At 66.0% G+C, this 22,972-nt stretch carries 20 protein-coding genes and 1 pseudogene; 14 read left to right on the forward strand and 7 right to left on the reverse strand.

Features of this window, described 5'->3' with window-relative positions; translation table 11 throughout:
• Positions 1 to 71: 71 nt before the first annotated feature.
• The 3 genes from ACSQ3N_RS19325 to ACSQ3N_RS19335 all read right to left on the reverse strand — a co-directional run bounded on the left by ACSQ3N_RS19325 (position 72) and on the right by ACSQ3N_RS19335 (position 3,802).
• Entirely contained in the window at positions 72 to 1,364 is a 1,293-nt protein-coding gene (locus ACSQ3N_RS19325) for an NAD(P)/FAD-dependent oxidoreductase (protein ID WP_436147167.1), read from the reverse strand.
• 49 nt (positions 1,365 to 1,413) lie between these two features.
• Positions 1,414 to 2,079, reverse strand: coding sequence for a haloacid dehalogenase type II (locus ACSQ3N_RS19330; protein WP_436147168.1), 666 nt, complete (start codon positions 2,077 to 2,079; stop codon positions 1,414 to 1,416).
• A gap of 241 nt (positions 2,080 to 2,320) precedes the next feature.
• Positions 2,321 to 3,802 (reverse strand): aldehyde dehydrogenase family protein, encoded by a 1,482-nt coding sequence (locus ACSQ3N_RS19335; RefSeq protein ID WP_436147169.1) that lies wholly within the window; start codon positions 3,800 to 3,802, stop codon positions 2,321 to 2,323.
• 230 nt (positions 3,803 to 4,032) lie between these two features.
• Here ACSQ3N_RS19335 and ACSQ3N_RS19340 point away from each other — a divergent pair, with 230 nt between their 5' ends.
• The 8 genes and pseudogenes from ACSQ3N_RS19340 to ACSQ3N_RS19375 all read left to right on the forward strand — a co-directional run bounded on the left by ACSQ3N_RS19340 (position 4,033) and on the right by ACSQ3N_RS19375 (position 11,892).
• The gene (locus ACSQ3N_RS19340; RefSeq protein ID WP_436147170.1) at positions 4,033 to 4,929 is read left to right on the forward strand and encodes a GNAT family N-acetyltransferase; all 897 of its coding nucleotides are present in this window, start codon (positions 4,033 to 4,035) and stop codon (positions 4,927 to 4,929) included.
• 85 nt (positions 4,930 to 5,014) lie between these two features.
• Positions 5,015 to 5,968: a 2-hydroxyacid dehydrogenase gene (locus ACSQ3N_RS19345; protein ID WP_056170258.1), complete on the forward strand. Its 954-nt coding sequence runs from the start codon at positions 5,015 to 5,017 to the stop codon at positions 5,966 to 5,968.
• Between the two features lie 219 nt (positions 5,969 to 6,187).
• Entirely contained in the window at positions 6,188 to 7,591 is a 1,404-nt protein-coding gene (locus tag ACSQ3N_RS19350; RefSeq protein WP_436147171.1) for an aminotransferase class III-fold pyridoxal phosphate-dependent enzyme, read from the forward strand.
• Between the two features lie 58 nt (positions 7,592 to 7,649).
• Positions 7,650 to 8,144 carry an Lrp/AsnC family transcriptional regulator gene (locus ACSQ3N_RS19355; RefSeq protein WP_056170752.1) on the forward strand — a complete coding sequence of 165 codons (495 nt, stop codon included), beginning with the start codon at positions 7,650 to 7,652 and terminating at the stop codon, positions 8,142 to 8,144.
• 26 nt (positions 8,145 to 8,170) lie between these two features.
• Positions 8,171 to 8,524 (forward strand): annotated as a pseudogene (locus tag ACSQ3N_RS19360) ((2Fe-2S)-binding protein); the annotation flags it as partial.
• 107 nt (positions 8,525 to 8,631) lie between these two features.
• Positions 8,632 to 10,068, forward strand: coding sequence for an FAD-dependent oxidoreductase (locus ACSQ3N_RS19365; RefSeq protein ID WP_436147172.1), 1,437 nt, complete (start codon positions 8,632 to 8,634; stop codon positions 10,066 to 10,068).
• Positions 10,065 to 11,225 carry an NAD(P)/FAD-dependent oxidoreductase gene (locus tag ACSQ3N_RS19370; RefSeq protein WP_056170268.1) on the forward strand — a complete coding sequence of 387 codons (1,161 nt, stop codon included), beginning with the start codon at positions 10,065 to 10,067 and terminating at the stop codon, positions 11,223 to 11,225. Before ACSQ3N_RS19365 ends, ACSQ3N_RS19370 begins: the two co-directional genes overlap by 4 nt.
• A gap of 307 nt (positions 11,226 to 11,532) precedes the next feature.
• Positions 11,533 to 11,892 (forward strand): cupin domain-containing protein, encoded by a 360-nt coding sequence (locus ACSQ3N_RS19375; RefSeq protein ID WP_436147173.1) that lies wholly within the window; start codon positions 11,533 to 11,535, stop codon positions 11,890 to 11,892.
• A gap of 188 nt (positions 11,893 to 12,080) precedes the next feature.
• Here the strand turns inward: ACSQ3N_RS19375 and ACSQ3N_RS19380 are convergent, their stop codons facing one another.
• The 3 genes from ACSQ3N_RS19380 to ACSQ3N_RS19390 form a co-directional block, all read right to left on the reverse strand.
• Complete coding sequence (locus ACSQ3N_RS19380) at positions 12,081 to 13,349, reverse strand: M20 aminoacylase family protein (protein WP_436147174.1); 1,269 nt, start codon at positions 13,347 to 13,349, stop codon at positions 12,081 to 12,083.
• A 370-nt stretch (positions 13,350 to 13,719) separates the two neighbouring features.
• Positions 13,720 to 14,895: a PA0069 family radical SAM protein gene (locus ACSQ3N_RS19385; RefSeq protein WP_436147175.1), complete on the reverse strand. Its 1,176-nt coding sequence runs from the start codon at positions 14,893 to 14,895 to the stop codon at positions 13,720 to 13,722.
• A 62-nt stretch (positions 14,896 to 14,957) separates the two neighbouring features.
• Positions 14,958 to 15,857, reverse strand: a complete 900-nt coding sequence (locus ACSQ3N_RS19390) for a LysR family transcriptional regulator (protein WP_436147176.1) — start codon at positions 15,855 to 15,857, stop codon at positions 14,958 to 14,960.
• Positions 15,858 to 15,923: 66 nt separating this feature from the next.
• On the opposite strand from ACSQ3N_RS19390, the gene mdlC reads away from it, so the two are divergent.
• The 4 genes from mdlC to ACSQ3N_RS19410 all read left to right on the forward strand — a co-directional run bounded on the left by mdlC (position 15,924) and on the right by ACSQ3N_RS19410 (position 19,632).
• Positions 15,924 to 17,519, forward strand: coding sequence for a benzoylformate decarboxylase (gene mdlC, locus ACSQ3N_RS19395; RefSeq protein WP_436147177.1), 1,596 nt, complete (start codon positions 15,924 to 15,926; stop codon positions 17,517 to 17,519).
• A 90-nt stretch (positions 17,520 to 17,609) separates the two neighbouring features.
• Positions 17,610 to 18,608 (forward strand): Bug family tripartite tricarboxylate transporter substrate binding protein, encoded by a 999-nt coding sequence (locus tag ACSQ3N_RS19400; RefSeq protein WP_436147178.1) that lies wholly within the window; start codon positions 17,610 to 17,612, stop codon positions 18,606 to 18,608.
• Between the two features lie 106 nt (positions 18,609 to 18,714).
• The gene (rnk, locus tag ACSQ3N_RS19405; RefSeq protein WP_436147179.1) at positions 18,715 to 19,128 is read left to right on the forward strand and encodes a nucleoside diphosphate kinase regulator; all 414 of its coding nucleotides are present in this window, start codon (positions 18,715 to 18,717) and stop codon (positions 19,126 to 19,128) included.
• Between the two features lie 96 nt (positions 19,129 to 19,224).
• Positions 19,225 to 19,632 carry a hypothetical protein gene (locus ACSQ3N_RS19410; RefSeq protein ID WP_056170755.1) on the forward strand — a complete coding sequence of 136 codons (408 nt, stop codon included), beginning with the start codon at positions 19,225 to 19,227 and terminating at the stop codon, positions 19,630 to 19,632.
• 16 nt (positions 19,633 to 19,648) lie between these two features.
• On the opposite strand, the gene ACSQ3N_RS19415 is transcribed toward ACSQ3N_RS19410, so the two are convergent.
• Complete coding sequence (locus ACSQ3N_RS19415) at positions 19,649 to 20,767, reverse strand: acyltransferase family protein (protein WP_056170294.1); 1,119 nt, start codon at positions 20,765 to 20,767, stop codon at positions 19,649 to 19,651.
• Between the two features lie 234 nt (positions 20,768 to 21,001).
• On the opposite strand from ACSQ3N_RS19415, the gene ACSQ3N_RS19420 reads away from it, so the two are divergent.
• The gene (locus tag ACSQ3N_RS19420; protein WP_056170756.1) at positions 21,002 to 21,586 is read left to right on the forward strand and encodes a GbsR/MarR family transcriptional regulator; all 585 of its coding nucleotides are present in this window, start codon (positions 21,002 to 21,004) and stop codon (positions 21,584 to 21,586) included.
• A gap of 4 nt (positions 21,587 to 21,590) precedes the next feature.
• The gene (locus ACSQ3N_RS19425) at positions 21,591 to 22,970 is read left to right on the forward strand and encodes a cytochrome ubiquinol oxidase subunit I (protein ID WP_436147180.1); all 1,380 of its coding nucleotides are present in this window, start codon (positions 21,591 to 21,593) and stop codon (positions 22,968 to 22,970) included.
• Positions 22,971 to 22,972: the final 2 nt, after the last annotated feature.

Raw genomic sequence — 22,972 nt, forward strand, 5'->3', positions numbered from 1 at the left:
GAAATCGTTGGAGGGAAAGGCAGACTGGCGAACTGATGACGCTGGGACTTCAGGGGTTCAGGCGTCTGGCCTCAGGCCAGCCGGTCCTTGAGCCGGTAGTACAGGCCCACGGCCGGCAGGAACCACGGCGGGCCGAAGTGCCCTGCAATGGCTGGCCACGCCCTGCCGCCCCATGGGTTGGCACTGGCATTGCCAGCCATCACGGCCGCCATGCACTGACCCATGTGCACGGACATCTGGGTGCCATGACCGCTGTAGCCCATGGAATAGAACAGGCCATCGCGCTCACCAGCGTGGGGCAGGCGGTCTTGCGTCATGTCCACCAGGCCGCCCCAGCAGTAGTCGAGCCGCACCGGGCCAAGCCTTGGGAAAATCTCGCTCAGGCCAGCCCGCAGGATCTCGCCACTGGCGGCATCCGACTGCGGACTGGAGATGGCAAAACGGGCACGTCCGCCAAAGACCAGCCGATGGTCGGCCGTGAGGCGAAAGTAATGGTGGATGTTGGCGATGGTGGTGTACGTCCTGCGGGCCGCCAGCAGGGCGCTGGCCCGGTCTTCGCCCAGCGGCTCCGTCACCACGATGAAGCTGCCGATGGGAACGATGCGCCGCCGCAACCAGCCAAAACTGCCATAACCACCATGGCGCGACGCACCGGTTGCCAGAAGCACCTGGTCGGCCGTGACGACCCCATGGGCTGTGTGCAGCTTGTGCGTGCGCCCCTGCACCCGTTCCAGCCGGTCGACGCGGGCGCCGGTGTAGATCTCGGCACCCTTGCGCTGTGCAGCACGCGCCAGCCCCAGCGCAAACCGCCCCATGTGCATCTGCGCGCTGCGTTTGTACAGCAGGCCGCCATGAAAGCGGTCGCTCTGCACCTCGTCGCGTACGCGGGCGGCCGTGAGCACGTCCACGTCGGTGTCCACGCCGTCTGCCACCAGCCGCTCTGCGCTGCGGTGCAGCGCCTCCATCTGCTGGGGCCGCGTTGCGAGCTTGAGCTTGCCGTGGCGCAAAAAGTCGCAGTCGATCGATTCCTCGCGCACCAGGCGGGCCACGGTGTCCACCGCATCGTCGTAGGCGTGGTACCAGGCGCGGGCCTGCTGCACGCCCACCCGCGCAGCCACGTCGGCATAGTCCACGGCCAGACCGTTGTTGACATGCCCTCCGTTGCGCCCCGATGCCTCAGGGGCCACGGTGGGCCCCGCTTCGAGCACGGCCACCGTGGCTCCTTTGCGGGCCAGCTCCAGCGCTGCGGACAGGCCCGTGAACCCCGCCCCGACGATTGCCACGTCCACCTTGGCAGGCAGGCTGCGCCGTGCCTCGGCAGGCCATACCGGCAAAGCATCGTTCCAGTACGAGTCGAGCTTCATATCAGGCAGTGAGCATCAGCGACCAACGGCATGCGGCATCAAACACGGGTCAGAGGCCGACCACGCCCGCAAGACCGCCGATATCCTGGATCTCGGTATAGCGGTACGCAGGGTTGCCAGGGCCGTGCCCGCGGTTCACGAACACCTTGTTGACGATGCCGATGTCGTCGGCGGACATGAGGTCATAGCGCAGGCTGGACGAGACATGCAGGACGTCTTCCGGATTGCAGCCCAGCGAATCGAGCATGTATTCGAACGGTTTGAGGCGCGGCTTGTAGGCCTGGGCTTGCTGGGCCGTGTACACCCGGTGGAAAGGCGCACCCAGCATGGCGACGTTTTTCTGGATCTGATCGTCCGAAGCGTTCGAGAGGATCACCAGCGGAATCTCCTTGGCCACCCTGGCCAAGCCTGCAGGCACATCGGCATGGGGGTCCCAGGTCGGGACGGCGTCGTAGTACTTTTGCCCGTCGGTGTCGAAATACTGAATCTTCCACTTCTTGCACAACCGGCGCACCGCATTCTTGAGGACCACCTCGTAGGGCTGCCAATCACCCAGCACTTCGTCGAAGCGGTAGGCGGTGAAGTCAGCGATGAACTGGTCCATGCGCTCGGCCGGAACGCGGTCGGCGAACAGTTCACGCGTCATCTCCCCCATGCGAAAGCGCGTGAGCGTGCCGTAGCAGTCGAAAGTCACGTACTTGGGACGGAAAGTCATGGTTTCGAATCCTTGGGTTGTGCCGTCACGGGCCGGCGCGGGCCGCCTGCCTTACGCAGCATTTGCGACGGTGTCATGACCAAATGGTTGAAGGCCATTGAAGCACGCTGCTTGGCCGAGTTCATAGGGAAATACGGGGCGAGACACGGGCAATCTGCGTTTTGCAGCACGACCGCAGCATGCAATGCTGTCTGCACCGACGCAGTGCATACCTGCACCTCTGCAACCCTTGCAGACACGGTTATTGCGCCGCAGCAAAATCTATCAACACGCTTTTGAAGCGCAGGTTGGCCTCCACGGCCTGCCGCCCCAGATCCTTGCCGAGACCGGACTGGTGATAGCCCCCGGTGGGAATGACGAAGTCGGCGGTGCGGCCGTAGCGGTTGATCCAGACCGTGCCAGCAGAGATGCTGCGCATGGCGCGCAGGGCGCGGCCGATGTCCGCCGTGTGCACCCCCGCGGCCAGTCCGTAGTGCTCGTGGGCAGCCAGCGCGAGGCCCTCTTCTTCGTCGTCGAAGGTCTGCACGGTGAGTACCGGACCAAAAATTTCCTCTTGCACGGCCGGGTTCTCCCCTGCCACGCCCTCGATCAGCGTCGGCTGGAAGAATGCGCCGCCGGGCCCGCCGTCAAAGAGCCCGCCACCGCAACGCACCCGTCCACCTGCATCGCGTGATCGCTCCACGATGTCGAGAATGCGGGCCGCCTGCGGCGACGAGATGATGGGCGAGAGCGTGGCCTCGGCATCCCAGGTGGCACCTGGGCGCAGCGCAGCAAATCGTGCCGCAATGCGCTCCACCAGGCGTTCACCGATGCCGCGCTGCACGATGAGCCGTGAGCCAGCCACGCAGACCTGGCCCGCATTGCCCGTGATGGCGCCCGCAATGATGCCGGCCAGCCGGTCGATGTCTGGCGCATCGTCGAACACCAACTGCGGGCTTTTGCCGCCCAGCTCCAGCGTCACCGGCTTCGGGCCCTGCAGGGCACAAGTGGCCATGATCGCCGCGCCGGTGCGGGTCGAGCCGGTAAAGGTCATCTTGGAGACCAGCGGGTGGCGCGTCAGCGCATCACCCGTGGTGCGCCCATCGCCCTGCACCACGTTGAAAAGCCCCGGCGGTATACCCGCCTGCACCGCCAGCTGCGCCAGGCGCACGGCAGAAAAAGGCGTCAGTTCCGAGGGCTTGAGCACCACAGCATTGCCTGCGGCCAGTGCGGCCCCCACCTTCCAGGACACCATCACCAGCGGAAAATTCCACGGAGTGATCGCACCCACCACGCCGTAGGGCTCGGCCACCACCATGCCCAGATGATCGTGCCGCGTGGCGGCCACTTCGCCACCCAGCTTGTCGGCATATTCTGCAAAGAACCTCAGCCCTTCAGCCGTGAAAGGCACGTCCCACGCCGCAGCATCGCGCATTGGTCGCGTGGAGCACACGGCTTCGAGGGGCGCCAGATTGGGTGCGTCTGCCTCCACCAGGTCCGCCCAGCGCCGCAACACACGGGCTCGGTCCCGGGGAGCGCGGCGTGCCCAGTCTGATTGGCGCCATGCCTGCCAAGCATTTTGTACCGCAAAGTCCACGGTCCCTCTATCGGCCAGGGGCAAATCGGCGTGCAAATGGCCATCCGAAGGGCGCAGAACGGGCATGCGGAGGGTGTCAGAAACGAGCTGCCCCCCAATGAAATGACCCGAAGGTACAGCGACGGCGTTGGGGTCGAACACGGACATGGGGCAGTGCGCGGGGTAAACGCAGAAAAGATGGACAAGCGTCCGATGCTAGGCAGTAAGCCCCAGCATATGTGCCTGTAAGCAGCCACTGTTCCGCAGCGAATATCAAAACGCGGGCACTCCACAGATGATGCTTGCAAGTTGCGTCCAGCCCTCTCATTGGCGCTGGTGCGCAGAGGCGATGTCGTCCAATATGAGCGCCAATTTCCATTGACATGAGGTTGATTTTCATGCCCCCCACGCATTCCGCTCCCTTGCCGCCCGGCACTTTCATTGCCGACGACGGTGTTGTGCTGCGCGCCATGACGTCGGAAGACCTGCCCCAAGCGCACGCCCTGTCGGCCGAACTGCGCTGGCCCCACCGTCCTGCAGACTGGGAGCAGGTGTTTGCACACGCCGAGGGACTGGTGGCCGAACGTGACGGGCAGGTCGTCGGCACGGCCCAGCGGTGGCTGTGGGGACCGGACCACGCCACCATCGGCTTGGTGATCGTGTCCCCAGCTTGCCAGGGCCGCCGCATCGGCCATCGCCTCATGACGGCCCTGCTGGACGGCCTGCAAGGCCGCACTGTGCTGTTGCACGCTACCACGGAGGGGCGTGGCCTGTATGAGCGCCTTGGCTTTGTGCGTACCGGCGAGGTGCGCCAGCACCAGGGGATGGCGGTGTCGACGCCGCTCATCGCCCTGGCACGAGGCTGTCGCCTGCGGCCAGCCGGGCTGAATGAAGCCCAGGCATTGCACAACCTGGACGCGCAGGCGCGCGGCATGCCGCGTCCCGCGTTGATCGATGACCTGCTGAACCAGTCCGAAGCCTGCGTGGTGCTGGACTGTGACGGCGAGCAACTCGGTTTTGCTCTGCTGCGCAGATTTGGCCGCGGTCATGCCATCGGGCCGGTGATCGCCCCAGATGTTCAAGGCGCCAAGGCGCTGATCGCCCACCTCGCAGGCATGAATGCCGGCCGCTTCACCCGCATCGACATCGACTTCGACAGCGGCATGACCGAGTGGCTTGAAAGCATCGGGCTGCCGCGGGTCGACGCACCCACCACCATGGTGCGCGGCGCGCCGCTTCAGAGTCCTGCCGAAGGTCCCAGGTTGTTTGCAATCGCTACCCAGGCGGTGGGCTGAGCGAGCGGACCGCGACGTCCTTGCATTTGCACTCGCCCCTGTACCTGCCTAGAGCAAACGCAACGCAACGCCAACTCTTTGCAGCATGACTTCGCCCGCACCCAAATCCCCACCCACATTCCTGTATAAAGCCGACCCCGTTCGCGGCAGGCAGTGGGCCGAGGTGTTTCGCGAACAGGCTCCAGAGATCGACTTTCGCATCTGGCCCGACGTCGGCGACCCTGACGCCGTGCGCTTCATGGCTGCGTGGGAGCCGCCGGAGCAGATCGGCGAATTGTTCCCCCACCTGCAGGTGCTGTTTTCGTCAGGCGCCGGCGTGGATCAGTTCGATCTGCATGCCCTGCCCGCCCATCTGCCGGTAGTCCGTATGGTCGAGCCCGGCATTGTGCAAGGAATGGTCGAGTACGTGACGCACGCTGTGCTCGACCTGCACCGCGACATGCCGCAGTACCGGCGCCAGCAGTTGCGTGGCGAGTGGCGCCCGCTGCCGGTGCGCCCTGCCAGCCAGCGCCGCGTGGGTGTTCTGGGCCTGGGCTCGTTGGGCCAGGCGGTGCTGATGCAGCTCAAAAGTCTCGGCTTCATCTGCGCGGGCTGGAGCCGCTCCACCCACACAGTGGCGGGGGTGGATTGCTACGCTGGTCCAGATGGCCTGTGCCAATTCCTGCCCCGGCTTGATATTGCCGTGTGCCTGCTGCCGCTGACCGATGCCACCCGGGGCATTCTGAACAGCGAAATGTTCAGCCGACTGCCAAAAGGGGCGTCGCTGGTGCATGTGGGCCGCGGGGCTCAATTGGTCAGCGAGGACCTTCTCGAGGCGCTGGCCAGTGGGCAGATCGCCCAAGCAGTGCTGGATGTGACCGACCCGGAGCCGTTGCCCTACGGTCATGCGCTGTGGCGGCACCCCCATGTGCAGATCACACCCCACATTGCCAGCATGACCCAGCCCCAGAGCGCTGCGGCAGCCGTCATCGACAACTTGCACCGATTCCGTGCAGGCGAGCCAATGACCGGCTTGGTGGACCGGCGCCGAGGCTATTGAAACCATGCAGATAGTGCCCCGGATCCACCGCGTTACCGCCTTTAGTCCATCGGCAGAACTATGTGCCGTCCAAGACCGAACAACCGCAGGCTGCCGCGTGCAAAAGCCTCAAAGAAGCACAACCTTGTCAAGCGCGGGGTGTAACCTTGGCGTCAAGAGCGGTTGCTGGAAAGGCCTCTTGCCATCACCCTTGTCCCTAGCTTTCCACGGATAGCCGCAATGACCCATTCCGAAGCCCTGCCCCAAATTGCAGCCCTGGACGCAATAGATCGCGCCCACCTCATCCACCCTGTGGCACCTTGGCGCACGCACGAACAGCGCGGCCCCACCATCCTGTCGTCGGCCCACGGTGCATGGCTGACCGATGCCAAGGGACACCGCCTGCTCGACGCCTTTGCGGGCCTGTGGTGCGTGAACGTGGGCTACGGCCAGGAGAGCGTGGTCCAGGCCGCGGCAGAGCAAATGCGCCGCCTGCCTTACGCCACGGGCTACTTTCACTTCAGCAGCGAGCCCGCCATCCGCCTGGCCGAAAAACTTGTTCAGATCACGCCTGCGCCGCTCCAGCACGTGTACTTCACGCTCGGTGGCTCCGACTCCATCGACGCCGCGGTGCGATTCATCGTGCAGTACTGCAACGCCATCGGCAAACCTGGCAAGAAGCATTTCATTGCGCTGGAGCGGGGCTACCACGGCTCGTCATCCACCGGCGCTGGCCTGACCGCACTGCCCGTGTTCCACCGGGGGTTCGACCTGCCCTTGCCCACGCAGCACTACATTTCATCGCCCAACCCTTACCGCGCGCCTGATCCGCAAGACGGGGCCGCCATCATCGCCGCATCGGTGGCTGCACTGCGTGCCAAAGTCGCCGAGCTGGGGGCGGACCATGTGGCAGCATTCTTTTGCGAACCCATCCAGGGTTCGGGCGGCGTCATCGTGCCGCCCAAGGGCTGGCTCAAGGCCATGTGCGACACCGCGCACGAGCTGGGCATCCTTTTTGTGGTGGATGAAGTCATTACCGGCTTCGGCCGCACAGGACCCATGTTCGCGTGCGATGCCGAAGGCGCCGAGCCCGACCTCATGACCGTGGCCAAAGGCCTCACCTCCGGCTACGTGCCCATGGGCGCCACGCTCATGTCCGACGCGGTTTATTCTGCGATTGCCGATGGTGCCCCGGCGGGTGCCTCCATCGGCCATGGCGCCACTTATTCCGCCCACCCCGTCAGCGCTGCGGTGGCACTGGAAGTGCTCCGCCTGTATGAGGCAGGCGGCATCCTGGCCAACGCTCAACGCATGGCCAGCACCTTCGCGAACGGCCTCGACGCGTTGCTGGAACACCCGTTGGTAGGGGATTCGCGTCACCGCGGCCTGCTGGGTGCTCTGGAGCTCGTGAGCAATAAACACACTAAAAGCGGGTTTGCGCCCGCATTGGGACTGCCCGAGCGCATCGCGGCCGCCAGCTACCGCCAGGGCGTTGTCTTCAGAGCGTTCGGCGACAACATCCTGGGTTTCGCGCCGGCACTCACTTACACGCGGGACGATTTCGGCCTGCTGTTCGACCGCGTGCGTGCAACCTTGGACGAAGTGCTGACCGCCCCAGACGTCCGCGCAGCCCTTACAGAATGAACGCTACTGGCAGCCGCCGAGCAAAATCGACGCAATTTCTCCTCGCTTGCAAACCATGATGAACGAAGCCTTCAAGATCGACCGCCTGGACCTGCGCATTCTGGCGCAGTTGCAAAAAAACGGGCGCATGACCAACGTGGACCTGGCGGATGCCGTCGGGCTCTCGCCCAGCCCTTGCCTCATCCGCGTGAAGCGCCTGGAACAGGCGGGGTACATCGGTGGCTACGGCGCGCATCTGCGACTGGAAAAGCTGGGCGACACGCTCACCGTCTTCACGGAAATCACGCTGGCCGATCATCGTCGCGAAGATTTCACGCGATTCGAGGCCGCGCTGCGCGAAGTCGATGAGGTACTGGAATGCCACCTGGTGAGCGGCGGCTACGACTATCTGGTGCGCTTTGTCACGCGGGGCGTCAACCACTACCAGGAGATCATTGAAGAGCTGCTGGAGCGCAATCTTGGTATTGCCAAGTACTTCAGCTACATCGTCATCAAGTCCCCATTCATCAAGACACATTGCCCGATTGAACGGCTGTTTCCCAACCAGCGCTGACGCCACACATTACCGTGATGCCACCCATGCGCGCCCCCGCTCCGCCACAGGCCGCCCGCTTCGTGCGGCTGGCCGAAACGGACCGCCCCTCGGTCTACATCACCATCGACGGCGCCACCTGCATGGCGCTTGCTGGCGACACCCTGCTGGTTGCGTTGATGTGCCACGGCCGACGGGTGCGCGACAGTGAATTTGGTGATGGGCCGCGCGCGGGTTTTTGCCTGATGGGCGCCTGCCAGGATTGCTGGGTGTGGCAGTCCACCGGAGAGCGGCTGCGCGCGTGCTCGACTCCAGTGCAGGCTGGCATGGAAGTGCTGACCCGCCCACCAGCCGGGCACTGGCCGATGACGCAGGACCTGCGGGAATCGCTGACACAGCACGGCGCAGCAGTTCCCGTCTCGCATATCCATGCCGACATGGCCACGGATGCAGATGCAGATGTAGGCCTTCGAGCCGGTGCCGCATCTCCGCCGACCAAAGGCGCCGCATGAGCACGCCCACAGAACCTTCCGTGCCGACCACCGATACAGCGCCGGGCACCGCGCCGCGCATCGTCATCGTCGGTGCCGGCCCCGCGGGCGTGCGCGCTGCACAGGCCGTCGTGCAAGCAGGCCTGCGTCCCACCCTGGTCGACGAAGGCTGTCGCGACGGCGGCCAGATCTACCGTCGCCAGCCAGAAGGTTTTAAACGCCCCTACGCCAAGCTGTATGGCGCGGAAGCATCCAAGGCCGAGTCTCTGCACCGCGACTTTGCGGCCCTTCGCGACCATGTCGACTACAGGCCTGACACCCTGGCGTGGAACGTGACCGCAGGCGAGTTGCATGTGGTGCGAGCGGGCGACACCGCAACCCTGCCGTACGACGCACTGCTGGTGTGCTCTGGCGCCACCGACCGACTGATGCCGGTGCCCGGTTGGCAGCACGCGGGCTGCTACAGCCTGGGCGCCGCCCAGATCGCGCTGAAGGCACAGGCATGTGCCATTGGCTCGCAGGTGGTCTTCATGGGCAGCGGGCCCCTCTTGTACCTGGTGGCATCTCAGTATGTACAGGCCGGAGCGCGTGTGACCGCAGTGTTGGACACTGCACCAGCGATGAAGTCATGGAAGGCGCTGTCCGGGCTGCTCGCGCGGCCGCGGCTGGCACTGCGCGGCCTGTCACTCATTCGCAGCCTGCGTGCAGCGGGTGTGCCGGTGCTGCAGGGTGTGACCCCGGTGGCCATCGAAGGCGACGGCACGCAGGGCGTGCGTGCAGTGACCGTACGGCCGTCACAAGGGGCGGACCGCCGGTTCGAATGCGATGCTGTCGGCATGGGCTGGCATCTGCGCGCCGAGACTCAGCTGGCCGACCTGGCGCGGTGCGATTTCTACTTCGAGCCGGTCACACGGCAATGGCTGCCCCGCATCGATGTCGATGGGCGGAGCAGCACTGCGGGGGTGTACCTGGCAGGCGACGGCACGCGCATTTTGGGCGCAGATGGTGCCGAAGCCGCGGGCAGGCTGGCGGCACTGGCGGCGCTGTCGGACCTGAAGCACGCTGCGGGGACTGCCGTGCACGCACGCGAGTCCCCCGCGCTGCGCAGTGAACTGGCGCGCATGGACCGTTTCCGCCAAGGGCTGGGCCACGCGTTTCCCTGGCCCCACGCGCATGCCGCAGTTCTGCCTGACACGGCTGTAGTGTGCAGGTGCGAATCGGTCACGGCGGGTGAGCTGCGGCGCTGCGTGACCGAGCTGGACAGCCGCGAGGTCAACCGCGCCAAGGCCTTCAGCCGCGTGGGCATGGGCCGTTGCCAAGGCCGTTTTTGCGGACACGCCGCGGCAGAGATCGTGGCGCACACCTGCAGCATTCCGATTGAACAAGTGGGCCGACTGCGCTCGCAGGCGCCGGTCAAACCGCTCATGATGAACACGCGCGAGGTGCAGGCATGAGTGCGTCCCGCACCGGCGCGCACGGCACTGACGTGCTGGTGCTGGGCGGTGGCCTGATGGGCACCACCACAGCCTTTTTTCTGCGCCAGCACGGCCTGTCGGTCACGCTGCTGGAGCGCGAACTGGTGGGCCGCCAAGCCAGCGGGACCAATTTTGGCAATGTGCGCCGCCAGGGGCGCGAACTGCACCAGATGCCATTGGCCCACCGCGCCCGCGCCGTGTGGGGCCGCATCCGCGAACTGCTGGGCGAGGACGCTGAGTTCGTACCTTACGGCCACCTGCGCGTGTGCTACACCGAAAAGCAGGCCGCCGTGATCGAGCAACATGCGCTCGATGTGAAGCCCCTGGGTCTTCACCTGCAGCTTTTTACCGCTGCGCAGCTGCGCCAACGCTGGGGCATCTTCGCGCCAGGAGTGGTGGCAGGCTCCTACTCTCCCGAAGACGGTCACGCAAACCCACGACTCGCAGGTCCTGCGTTCGCACGCGCGGCGCAGCGAGCGGGCGCCCGGATCATCGAGCATGCGGACGTGCTGCAGGTCGAGCACGACGGCAAGGGCTTTACCGCCCACACGGCGGACGGGAGACGCTTTCAGGCACCACAGATGCTGGTGGCATGCGGCGCGTGGTCCAACCGCATGGCAGAGCAGTTTGGCGAAGGTGTGCCGCTGGAGGCCCGCGGCCCGCAGATGGGCGTGACAGAGCCTCTGCCTTACGCCCTGGGGCCGTCCATCGGACTGTCCTCGCCTGTCGAGCACGAGGGGATGTACTTTCGGCAGATTGCGCGCGGCAACATCGTGTTTGGCGGCGGCCTCAAGGGCCCTGCCCACGCCGACCATGTGCGGGCTTACGTCAAGCCTGACAACGTGCTCAGGCAACTGCGCGAGTTGCGCCGCTTTGTGCCGGCGTTCGACAACGTGCAGCTCATTCGCGTGTGGAGCGGCATCGAAGGCTATACACCCGACTGGCAGCCCGTCATGGGCCCGAGCGCCAAAGTGCCGGGGCTGCACTATGCCTTCGGCTTCAACGGAGAAGGTTTTGCCATCAGCCCAGGGGTGGGCGAAACCATGGCCGAATTGATCGCTACCGGATGTACCGCCATCCCGATGAAACCGTACGCGATTGAAAGGTTTGCTGCAGGCCAAACGCTGTCGTCTTGAGCGATTGTTCTTGAGCATTCTTGTCGTGAGCTTGATAGGGAGCGGGCCCGGCGCGGTCACAAACCGAACCGTGCCCCTTCCGCAACCGCCTGCCATCCTTCCCGTGCTGATTGGCGTAGGGGGTGAGTCACGCCACATGCAGCGACCCGGTGCCAAGCAGCCCATGGCTGCTCCCCACGCAGCTGATCCAGAACCCGTAGAACTTCAATGGCTTCCCGTCCTTGAGTGACCGCCATGGCCCTCATTGACCTTCTCAGACCTTCCATTCGATTTAACGCTTTTTCAACCGCCCAACCCAAGGCCACCCATGACCCGCAACCTCGTCACCTTCAGTTTGAACAACCTCGGCGATCCCCGCGAGTACGGGCCGCCGGCGGATCGCGTGCTCGAAGGAGACATCGTTGTGCGCAACTGGGATATAGACAGTGCCAAGGACGGCGCCGTGCGTGCTGGCGTCTTCGAGTCGACACCGGGGACCAACCGTTCCATCAAGGGCGATACCTGGGAGTTCTGCTACATCCTGTCTGGCGAAGCAGAGATCACCGAAGACGGCCACGCCCCCATCACTTTTCGGGCGGGCGATTGTTTCATCATGAAGCCGGGCTACACCGGCACATGGAAGACGCTGGAGACCGTGCGCAAAGTGTGGGTCGTGGCGTCGACGTAGCGCCAGCCCTGCGCGCACACATAGCAGATTGACTGCGGCCCACCGCAACCGTGGATTGCTCCGCACATCGGCTCAGGCCGGCGTTTGGGGCATTCACGGTCGCCCGCTGTCACTCTGACATCTGCACTCGCAACGCCAAACGCCAAAAGGCAAACGTGAATCGCCAATCAACCATCGATTCCCGCCGGTCAGCGCGCATCCGCCGCTGACAAGGCCCTTGCCGCTATCTCACAGAACCAGCGCACCCCCAGCGGCAATGCATCGTCGTTGAAGTCATAGCAGGGGTGGTGCAGTGCATGCTCTCCGTCGGGGCCTGGTTCTGCCTGGCCCTGGCCCAGCCACAGGTAGGCGCCGGGCTTGCGCTGCAGCATGAAGGCGAAGTCTTCGGATGTGAACGCGGCGCGCGGTGCCACATGGGCCTGCAGGCCGACAGCGCGCGCTGCGGCAAGCGCCAGTGCAGCCTCTGCTGCGGTATTGATGGTGGCCGGGTAGTAACGCAGGTACTTGACGTTCACCTCGGTGCCGCTGGCCAGTGCCACGCCCTGAGCGGTGGCGCGCAGCGCGGCTTCGATGCGGTCTTGTGTGGTGGCATCGAAGCTGCGCACGGTGCCGGTGATCTGCACCTCTGCCGGCAACACGTTGTGGCTGTGGCCACCCTCGATGCGGGTAACCGACAACACGGCGGACTCGCCCGGGTCGATGCGCCGGGCCACGATGGTGTTGAGCTGCCCCACGAGTTGGCTGGCCGCCAGGATGGCATCGGGCGTGTGGTGTGGCTGGGCCGCATGCCCGCCGCGGCCCCGCACGGTGATGTCGAAACGGTCTGCGGCCGCCATGATGGGCCCGGGACGTGTCTGCACCTGGCCCAGCGGCAGGTCGGGCCAGTTGTGCAAGGCATAGACGCTGTCGCAAGGAAACCGCTCGAAGAGCCCGTCGTCGATCATTCGGGCCGCACCGCCCTTGCCTTCTTCGGCAGGCTGAAAGATGAAATGCACCGTGCCCTTCAAACCCAGCGCCTGGTGCGTGCGTGCCAATTGCTGCGCGGCACCCAGCAGCATGCTGGTGTGACCGTCGTGTCCGCAGCCGTGGTGCTTGCCGGGCGACCGGCTGGGATGCGCACGTTGGCCCAGTTCCACCATCGGAAGCGCATCCATGTCGGCGCGCAGGCCCACGCTGGGCATGTCTTTGCCGGTGCCACTGTGTTTGCTTTCACCGGGGCCGCAGTGCAGCGTGCCCACTACGCCCGTGCCTCCCACGCTCTCGTGCACTGTGAGTCCGAGCAGCCGCAGAGCGCGGGCCACGATACCTGCGGTGCGTCGCTCCTCGAAGGCCAGTTCGGGATGCGCATGCAGGTCGTGGCGCAGGGCCACCAGGTCGGGCAACAGGTCAGACACAGGCGCTGCGATGGCGGCGCCTGAGAATGCATGGGGAGCGCTCGCCGCCGCTGCGGCGCTCATTGCCCTGCCTCCACCGCATCGGCCAACTGCGCCGGTGTCAGTGTTCCCACCACATCAAACGTCAGTACCCTGAAATCGCGCAAAGCCATGGGTTTCTCCTGTTCTGACTCGCGGCACGCTTAAGAGTTGCGGATGCAGGCGGCCCGCCGCGCACGCCAAAAAGAGTCAAGCTTATGGGCGAGCGGAGCGGGCTTGATGCGGATCGGATGGCGCTCGTCAGCATTCCATGCGTTTTTGAGACTCAAGCACGCAGATGGTGAAAAACACAGGCGCTCGCAGCAATTGCCCTCAGGCAGGGCCATTTTTCGGACAGGCGAGGCGTCGCGGAGCAGAACGCCAACCCAGCCATCTGCCACATCAGCCCCCGCCTTCAGAACAAGCTGCCCTGCCCCCGCGTCAGCCCAGGCCTGAACTGCGTCAGATCCAGCTCGACCCTGGCGCGGTTGAGCCCCAGACGCCGGCACGCGCCGGCAAACCGCTGGCGCAGCAGATCCGCCCAGAGTCCGCTGCCCTTCATGCGGGTGGCAAAGTTGCTGTCGTAGCTCTTGCCCGCGCTGCGCTGGGTGGCGTCGATGCTGTGCAGGTCCTGCACCCGGGCCATCACCCGCGCCGCGCGCTGCGGGTAATGCACTTCCAGCCATTCGCGAAAAACGGCGTCCAACTCCCAGGGCAGGCGCAGCACCGTGTAGAACGCGCTCTGCGCGCCGGCATCGCGCGCGGCTTCAAGTACCTGCTCCATGTCCTCAGTGATGAAGGGGATCTGCGGGGCCACGCTCACGCCCACCGGGATGCCTGCATCGGCCAGCGTGCGCAGAGTGCGCAGGCGCCTGTGGGGGGCCGCAGCGCGCGGCTCCATGCGGCGGGCCAGCACGGGGTCCAGCGTGGTGATGGTCACGTACACCGCCGTGAGATGCTGCGCCGCCAACGGGGCGAGCAGGTCCAGGTCACGCTCCACACCACTCGACTTGGTGATCAGCGAAAACGGGTGGCGCGCATCCCTCATGACCTCGATCAGGCTGCGGGTGAGCTTGAGCTCGCGCTCCACGGGCTGGTAGCAGTCGGTGGCCGAGCCGATGTTGAGCAGGCGCGGCACATAGCGCGGCTGCGCCAGCTCGTGGCGCAGCACCTCGGCGATGTTCTGCTTGGCCACGATCTGGGTCTCGAAGTCGAGCCCGGGCGAAAAGTTGAGGTAGCTGTGCGTAGGCCGGGCGTAACAGTACACACAGCCATGCTCGCACCCTCGGTAGGGATTGACGGACAACTCGAAAAAGATGTCGGGTGAGTCGTTGGCGCAGATGGCGCTGCGCGCGGTCTCCAAGTGCACGGTGGTGGTCAGCGCAGGCGCGCCGTCTTCCTCCTCATGCCCCTGCCCTTCGTCACCCTGGACGGCACGCCCCCAGCCGTCATCTGCCACCTCCCGCACATCGCGTGTGAACCGGTGCGGCATGGCGGTGGCGGCACCGCGGCCGCGGATTGCCTGAATGGGTATGCGCACTTCCGCCGGCACCTCGGGCAGGTCGGGGTCGAAAGCGGTCTTGGGCGTCATGACTGTACAAATATACAGTATTTATTCCCCTACACAAATGGCATTCCGAAGAAGCTGCCGCCCTATTCCCTAAAGAGCTTTTCGATCAGCCCACGCATCCATTGATTGCCGGGATCGCTTTCAAACCGCCGGCTCCAGTGCAGCGACACGGTGAAGTCGCGCAGCGGAAACGCAGGCTCGATGAGCGTGTAGCCGCCGTCGGCTGCAAAGGTGCGCGCGATGTTGCGCGGCATGACCACCGCCAGGTCGGTGGCACGCACGATGGCAGGCAGCACCATGAAGTGCTCGGTGGTCAGCCGCAGCCGGTCTTGCAGCTGCACCATCTCCAGAATGCGCAGCGTGTCCGAATGCGTGCGCACGCCCACAAACTCCAGTTGCCGCAAATCCTTGAGCAAGGCCGGCCCGCTGCGCTTGCGTGCCGCAAAGGGGTGGCCCGCGCGCAGCAGCACCACGTAGCGGTCCTTGATGAGCTGCACGCGCTGCGTGTCCTTCACCGTGGGCAAGAAGCCAAACGCAAAGTCGATGCGGCCGCTGTCCAGCCGCTGCGCGATCTCGATGCGCGGCACGGGCAGTGTCTCCAGCCGCACACCGGGGGCCTCGCGCCGCAGCGCCACCATCAGGTCCGGCAGAAAGCGGCCTTCGCCGATGTCGCTCATGTGGATGCGGAACACCTTGTGCGAATCGAGCGGGTTGAACAGCGCAGACTCGTTGAGGGCTTCCTCCAGCAAGCCCAGCGCGCTGCGCACCGCATCGGCCAGCCGGTCGGCCTTGGGCGTGGGCTCCACACCGCCGCCCGCGCGCACGAACAGCGGGTCCTTGATCAGCAGGCGCAGGCGTGTCAGCGCCTGGCTGGCCGCAGGCTGCGTCAGGTCCAGCAGCTCGGCGGCGCGGCTGACGTTGCGCGTGCGGTAGACGGCATCGAACAGGCGCAGCAGGTTGAGGTCGATGTCCTTGATATGCATTGGATGAATACCGCTTAGTCACTTCATTGTATTGATGGATGAACAATGCACGCAGAAGATCGAGGGATGCCTTCAGAAACCTTGCTCCCCACCGTGCGGGAGGCCGTGCTCGACCTGCTGCGCGGCCTTCACATCGACACCATCTTCGGCAACCCGGGCTCGACCGAGCTGCCGCTGTTCCTCGACTTTCCGGCGGACTTCCGCTACATCCTGGGCCTGCAGGAATCGGTGGTCGTGGGCATGGCAGACGGCTATGCGCAGGCCACGCACAACGCGGCGTTTGTGAACCTGCACTCGGCTGCGGGTGTGGGCCACGCCATGGGCAACATCTTTACGGCGCACAAGAACCGCACGCCCATGGTCATCACGGCAGGGCAGCAGGCGCGGTCCATCCTGCCGTTCGACCCTTTCCTGTTTTCGGGCCAGGCCACCGAGCTGCCCAAGCCCTACGTGAAGTGGAGCATCGAGCCCGCCCGCGCCGAAGACGTGCCATTGGCCATCGCGCGGGCCTACTACATCGCCATGCAGCAGCCCCGCGGGCCGGTGCTGGTGTCCATCCCTGCGGACGACTGGGACAAGCCCTGCGAGCCACTGCAGGCCCGCACCGTGAGCACCGAAACGCGCCCTGAGCCGCGGGTGCTGCAGGCCATTGGCGACGCGCTCGACGCCGCGCAGCGCCCAGTCTTCGTGGTCGGCGCCGCCGTGGACCGCGACCGCGCCTGGAATGATGTGCTCGCCCTGGCCGAGCGGCACAACGCCGCCGTGTGGACCGCGCCCATGTCCGGCCGCTGCGGCTTTCCGCAGGACCACCGCCTGTTTGCGGGCGTGCTGCCCGCCATGCGCGAGAAGATCGTGGCGCTGCTGGGCGGGCACGACCTAGTGTTCGCGCTGGGCGCTGCGGCCTTCACGTACCACGTGGAAGGCTTCGGCCCGCATGTGCCACCGGGCGCGCAACTGGTGCAGCTGATCGACGACCCGGGCACCGCCGCCTGGACACCCGAGGGCACCTCGGCCGTGGGCAGCGTGCGCCTGGGTGTGCAGGACTTGCTGGCACGGCCGGCGCCGGCTATGCGCGCCCTGCCCCCGCCCCGCGCAGCACGCCCACGCGCCGAGCCTTCGGCACCGGGCGCGTTGATGAGCGTGCCCTACGTGATGCAGACACTGGCCGAGGTGCGCGATGCCGCATCAGTCGTGGTGGAGGAAGCGCCCAGCTCCCGCGCCGCCATGCACGCCTACCTGCCCATCGTGCAGAGCGAAACCTTCTACACCATGTGCAGCGGTGGCCTGGGCTATGGCCTGCCGGCTGCGGTGGGCGTGGCGCTGGCAAAGCCCGACCGAAAGGTCATCGGGCTCATTGGCGACGGCTCGGCGATGTACTCCATCCAGGCGCTGTGGAGCGCGGCGCAACTCAAACTCCCCATCACCTTCATCATCCTGAAGAACCGCCGCTATGCAGCGCTGCAGGAATTCGCACCCACCTTCGGCTTCCACGAAAACGACAAGCTCGAAGGCACCGACCTGCCCGACCTGGACTTCCTCGCGTTGGCACGGGGACAGGGCTGCGACGCCGTGCGCGCGAGCGATGCGGCCCAGTTGGCGCATGCGCTGCGGCAAGCCCTGTCCCATCCCCGCCCGATCCTCGTGGAGGTGGACGTGGCCTGACGACACCTACCCCGGCACGGCATGAACCGTGCGGCTTTCTGGATACCTCGCACAAGACCCGGAACACCTGGGCACCCACCGGAGACAAACATGCATTCCTTTCCCCTTCGCACCACCCGCCGGCTGCTGGGCACGCTGGCACTGGCCGGCACCGCAGCGGGCCTGCTGCTGCCCGCCACGGCACTGGCCGACACCTGGCCCGCCAAGCCGATCAAGGTCATCGTGAACTTCCCGGCGGGCGGCGCCGCGGACCAGATCGCCCGCGCGGTGACGGTGCCGCTGCAGGCGGCCCTCGGCCAGCCCGTTGTGGTCGAGAACCGCGGCGGCGCGGGCGGCAACATCGGCGGCGAGGCGGTGGCCAAGTCGCCGGCAGACGGCTACACGCTGCTCATGAGCTCGGGCGGCATGGTGTCGGTCAACCCGCACCTGTATCCCAAGATGCCGTTCGACCCCACCAAGGACCTGGTCCCCGTGGCCGCCGCTGCGCGGGTGCTGGTGTTCCTCGAGGTCCGGCCCACACTGCCGGTGAACAACATCGAGGAGTTCATGAAGTACGTCAAGGCCAATCCGGGCAAGCTGAGCTTCGGCACGCCGGGCAACGGCAGCTCGCCGCACCTGGCAGCCGAGATGCTTAAGGCCCAGGCCAATGTATTTGCGGTGCATGTGCCCTACCGCGGAGCAGCCCCCGCCATGCAGGACCTGCTGGGCGGGCAGGTGGATTTCATGTTCGACCCGGGCATCGGCCTGCAGCACGTGAAGGCCGGCAAGCTCAAGCTGCTGGCCGTGGGCAGCTCCAAGCGCTCGCCGCTGTTCCCGGACGTGCCCACGCTGGACGAGGTGGGCCTCAAGGGCTTCGATGCGGACACGTGGTTCGGCTTCTACGCGCCCGCGGGCACACCGCCCGACGTGGTCAGCCGGCTGAACCGCGAGATCAACAAGGTACTGGCCACGCCGGCCGTGAGGGAGCGCATCCACGCGCTGGGCGGCGTGCCCGCGCCCATGTCGCCGGCCGACTTCAATGCCCGCGCCGCCATCGACAGCACGCGTTTTGGTGCGCTGATCAAGGCGCGCAACATCACCGGCGACTGACGGTGTACGCCGCGGCGCGCGCTGTCGTTGAATGTCCGCGCGCGGCAGTGCGAGATTGCGGATGGTCTACAGTCCCGCGCTTTGCCACAACCCCAGAGGTACCGCCATGGCGCGCAAGCCCCAGATCATCCTGTCGTCGCTCGACGTTGACCGCATCGAGGCCCTGCTGGCCGCGATTCCGGCCAGCGTCTTTCCGGGCAAGGCCGAGCTGCAGGCAGAGCTCGACCGGGCGGACGTGGTGGCGCCCGAAGAGATTCCGCCGAACGTGGTGACGATGAACTCCACCGTGCAGTTCTCCATCCTGGAGACGGGCAAGGAGTTCTGCCTGACCCTGGTCTACCCGCGCGACACCGACGGCAGCGCCGACCGCCTGTCGATCTTCGCGCCCGTGGGCAGCGCCTTACTGGGCCTGTCGGTGGGCGACGAACTGGCCTGGCCGGGCCCGGGCGGCAAGTCCATGACGGTGCGGGTGAAGGACCTGCTGTACCAGCCCGAAAGCGCTGGCGAACTGCACCGCTGAGGCACCACGGCTGCCCGGATGGCGCCCCGCCCCCGGGGCGCTGGCGCCACACACGGCTTGGCGCTTGCCGTGCGAGCAGTGACAATGGCACCCGCCATGACCACGCCGCCAGACCTGCCGACGCCGCCCGCACCGCGCCCGCCGGAGACTCCTCCGTCCATCGACGCGTTCGATCCGGACTCGACCCTCGCATTCCAGCGGCGCATGGAGCGCGCCCCCGAGTGGTTCTGCTCGTTCCTGGCCGGCAACAGCCGAGAGAAGAGCCGTCTCAAGCGCGAGATGGCGACGATGCGGGGCTCGGTGGTGTGGCTGGTGCAGCAGCGCCGCCAGGGCAACTGGACGGCCGACGAGCGCACGCACCTGCGCGACGTGATGCGCTCGGCCTCGTCCGTCAGCCCCTATCTTTTTATCTGGGTCATTCCCGGATCGATGCTGATCCTGCCTTTCATGGCGTGGTTTCTGGACCGGCAACGCAAGCGGCGGGAGCGCCTCCCGCCCGCCTGAGCGCCCAAGCCCCGCGCTAAGCCCAGTTGCTGGACACCGCCACCAGCATGCCCGCCCCGACCAGCCCCACCTGCCAGCGCAGAGCCGTGGTCCACGAGGGAACATGCCGCTCCACATGCAGATACAGCTGACGGCCCGCGGCCAGCGATAGCATGAACGCGAGCAGCATGCCCAGGGCATTGAGCACCGGCGACTCCGGCCACAGGCGGCTGACCACGGCATTTACCAGCAGGCACACCGCAAAGTGCACCAGGAACACCGAGTACGACATTTGCCCGAGTTGCACCAGCGGCGCCACGCCCCGCCACGACCGAACGCTGTCGGAGCGCAAGGCCGCCACCAGGCACAACGCAGTGGCCAGCGCCACCAGGATGCGGCCACGGTGGTCGATGGCCAGGGCAACGCCCCCCAGCACCACCATCAGGGCCACCCAGCCTTGCGCACGTGGGGCCTGCACCGCCCAGTAGGCCAGCATGCCCAGGCCGTAAGAGCCAAAAAAGTACACCGCCCACATGTCGAGCTCGGGCATGCGGTTCAGAACCCACAGCGAGGCCGCCATGCCGGCCACGATGGCGCTCTTGGCCAGCAGCGCCGCATGCTGCTGTGCCCGGGCGCCCGGAAACGCGCGCGCGCCGGCCCACACCAGCACACTCAGGGCGAACAGCTGAAAGTCGATGGCCACGTACCAGACCCCAGCCGACAAGGCACTCTCGCCCACGATGTCCTGCAGCAGCAGCGCATTGGCCAGCAGCTGCGCGAGCGTGGGTTCGTCCGGCACGGAGGCATGGTCCAGGCCGGGCCGTACCAGCGCGGCCACGATCACGGTCAGCAGCAGCGCCACCGCATAAGGCACCACCAGCCGCACGAAGCGCTTGGCGATGGCATGGCCCGCGTGGTCAAAGCGCGGCACACCCTGCGGTGCCAGGCTGGAGGCAGCCAGGTAACCGCCCAGCACCAAAAACACTTGCACCGCCATGCGACCGTAGTCGTACAGCCAGCCGATGAGCCCCGGCGCCAAGGGCTGGGCGATGTCCGACATCGGCCCATAAAACGCCAGGTGGTGCCACACGATGGCAATGCACGCCAGGCCTTTGGCCATATCGATGATGGGCGTGCGGGAGATGGGTGAAGACATGCTGGTTGGGGGCCGGGAGGTGAAGGTGCCGCAGGCCGTGCGCCTACAGGCGCACAGGCCAAAAACCTTCTATTGTCCCCTGTGATGGCACAAATGCTCGTCACGTAGGTGTCTGCACCCCGCCCGTACACCGCACCGCGCCTCGGACATGGATAACCCAGCGCACAACCCCGGCATATTCTGAATTTTCAGTAAATACTGAAAATTCAGAAATTACAGGCACAATGCATGGCCATGACCTACATCAACCATCTGCCCCCCCTCAACCGACAGTTCGTCGCCCACTTCGGCGAGATGGGCAGCCGGTGGGGCATCAACCGCACGGTGGGGCAGATGTATGCGCTCATCTTTCTGTCGTCCCGCCCGCTCAATGCTGACGAGATTGCCGAGACGCTGGAGTTCTCGCGGTCCAACGTGAGCATGGGCTTGAAAGAACTGCAGGCCTGGCGCCTGGTCAAGCTCAGCCACCAGCCCGGCGACCGGCGCGAGTATTTCGAGGCGCCCAAGGACGTGTGGGAGATCTTCCGTGTGCTGGCCGAAGAGCGCCGCCGCCGCGAAATCGAGCCCACGCTGTCGATGCTGCGCATGGCGCTGCTCGAAGAACCCGGCACCGACGCGGAGCGCCACGCCCAGGAGCGCATGCGCGAGATGCACGAGCTCATCGACCGGCTCATGACCTGGTTCGACGACGTGCAGCGCCTGGCGCCCGAGACCGCCATGCAGCTCATGGGCATGGGCACCGCGGTGACCCGGGTGCTGGAGTTCAAGGACCGGCTGACGGGCAAGGGCTCGCCGGCCAAGGACAACAAGGGGGCCTGAGGCCATGGACACCTTCATGCTGTCGCGCATCCAGTTCGCGGCCAACATCAGCTTTCACATCCTGTTCCCGACCATCACCATCGCGCTGTGCTGGTTCCTGGTGTTCTTTCGCCTGCGGTACACCGCCACGCGCGGCACGCCGGCCGCCAAGGGCTGGGAGCAGGCCTACTACCTGTGGACCAAGGTGTTCGCGCTCACCTTTGCACTGGGTGTGGTCTCGGGCATCACGATGAGCTTTCAGTTCGGCACCAACTGGCCGGGTTTCATGGAGCACGTGGGCAACATCGCCGGGCCGCTGCTGGGCTACGAGGTGCTCACGGCCTTCTTTCTGGAAGCCACCTTCCTCGGGATCATGCTGTTCGGCCGGGGCCGCGTGTCCGAGCGGGTGCACCTGGTCGCCACGCTGATGGTGGCGTTCGGCACCACGCTGTCGGCGTTCTGGATCTTGAGCCTGAACTCCTGGATGCAGACACCGCAGGGCTACGAGATCATCGACGGCAAGTTCCACGCGGTGGACTGGCTCGCCATCGTGTTCAACCCGTCGTTCCCCTACCGCCTGGGCCACAAGCTGCTCGCATCGGCACTGACCGCCGGCTTTCTGATCGCCGGCGTCAGCGCGTGGCAGTTGATCAAGGGCACGGCCACCGAGGGCACGCGCAAGGCGCTGCGCACCGCCGTCACAGCCGTGGCCATCGCCATCCCGCTGCAGATCCTCATGGGCGACATGCACGGCCTGAACACGCTGCAGCACCAGCCCGCCAAGATCGCGGCCATCGAGGGTATCTGGCACACCGAGAAAGGCGCGCCCCTCACGCTGTTCGGCCTGCCCAACGAGAAAGAACGCCGCACCGACTACGCGCTGCAGATCCCCAAGGCCGCCAGCCTGATCCTGGCGCACGACATCGACGCCGAGCTCAAGGGGCTGAACGAGTTTCCGAGTGCCCACCCGCCGGTAGCGCCGGTGTTCTGGGCCTTCCGCGTGATGGTGGGCATGGGCATGCTCATGCTGGCCGTGGCCTGGGCCAGCGCCTGGGTGCTGTACCGCCGTCGCAAGCAGGCAACCGCCGCCCTGCCCCGCGTGCTGCTGTTCACGCTGGTGGGCATGACGTTCTCGGGCTGGGTGGCCACGCTGGCCGGCTGGTACGTGACGGAGATCGGCCGCCAGCCCTACCTGGTCTACGGCCTGTTCAAGACGGCGGACGCCGTGGCCGCGCACCCGCCGGCGATGGTGGCGACCACGCTGGCGGCCTACCTCACGGTCTATGTGCTGCTGCTCGTGGCCTACATCGGCGTGATCAAGTACATGTCCGAGCACCCAGCCATGCCCGTACCGGCCGTTCCGCCTCCAGGCCAGTCGCCGCTGCCCACACCCCCTGCTGCCTGAGG

The sequence above is a fragment of the Acidovorax sp. LjRoot194 genome (assembly GCF_964253015.1).
Classification (GTDB): Bacteria; Pseudomonadota; Gammaproteobacteria; order Burkholderiales; family Burkholderiaceae_C; genus Acidovorax.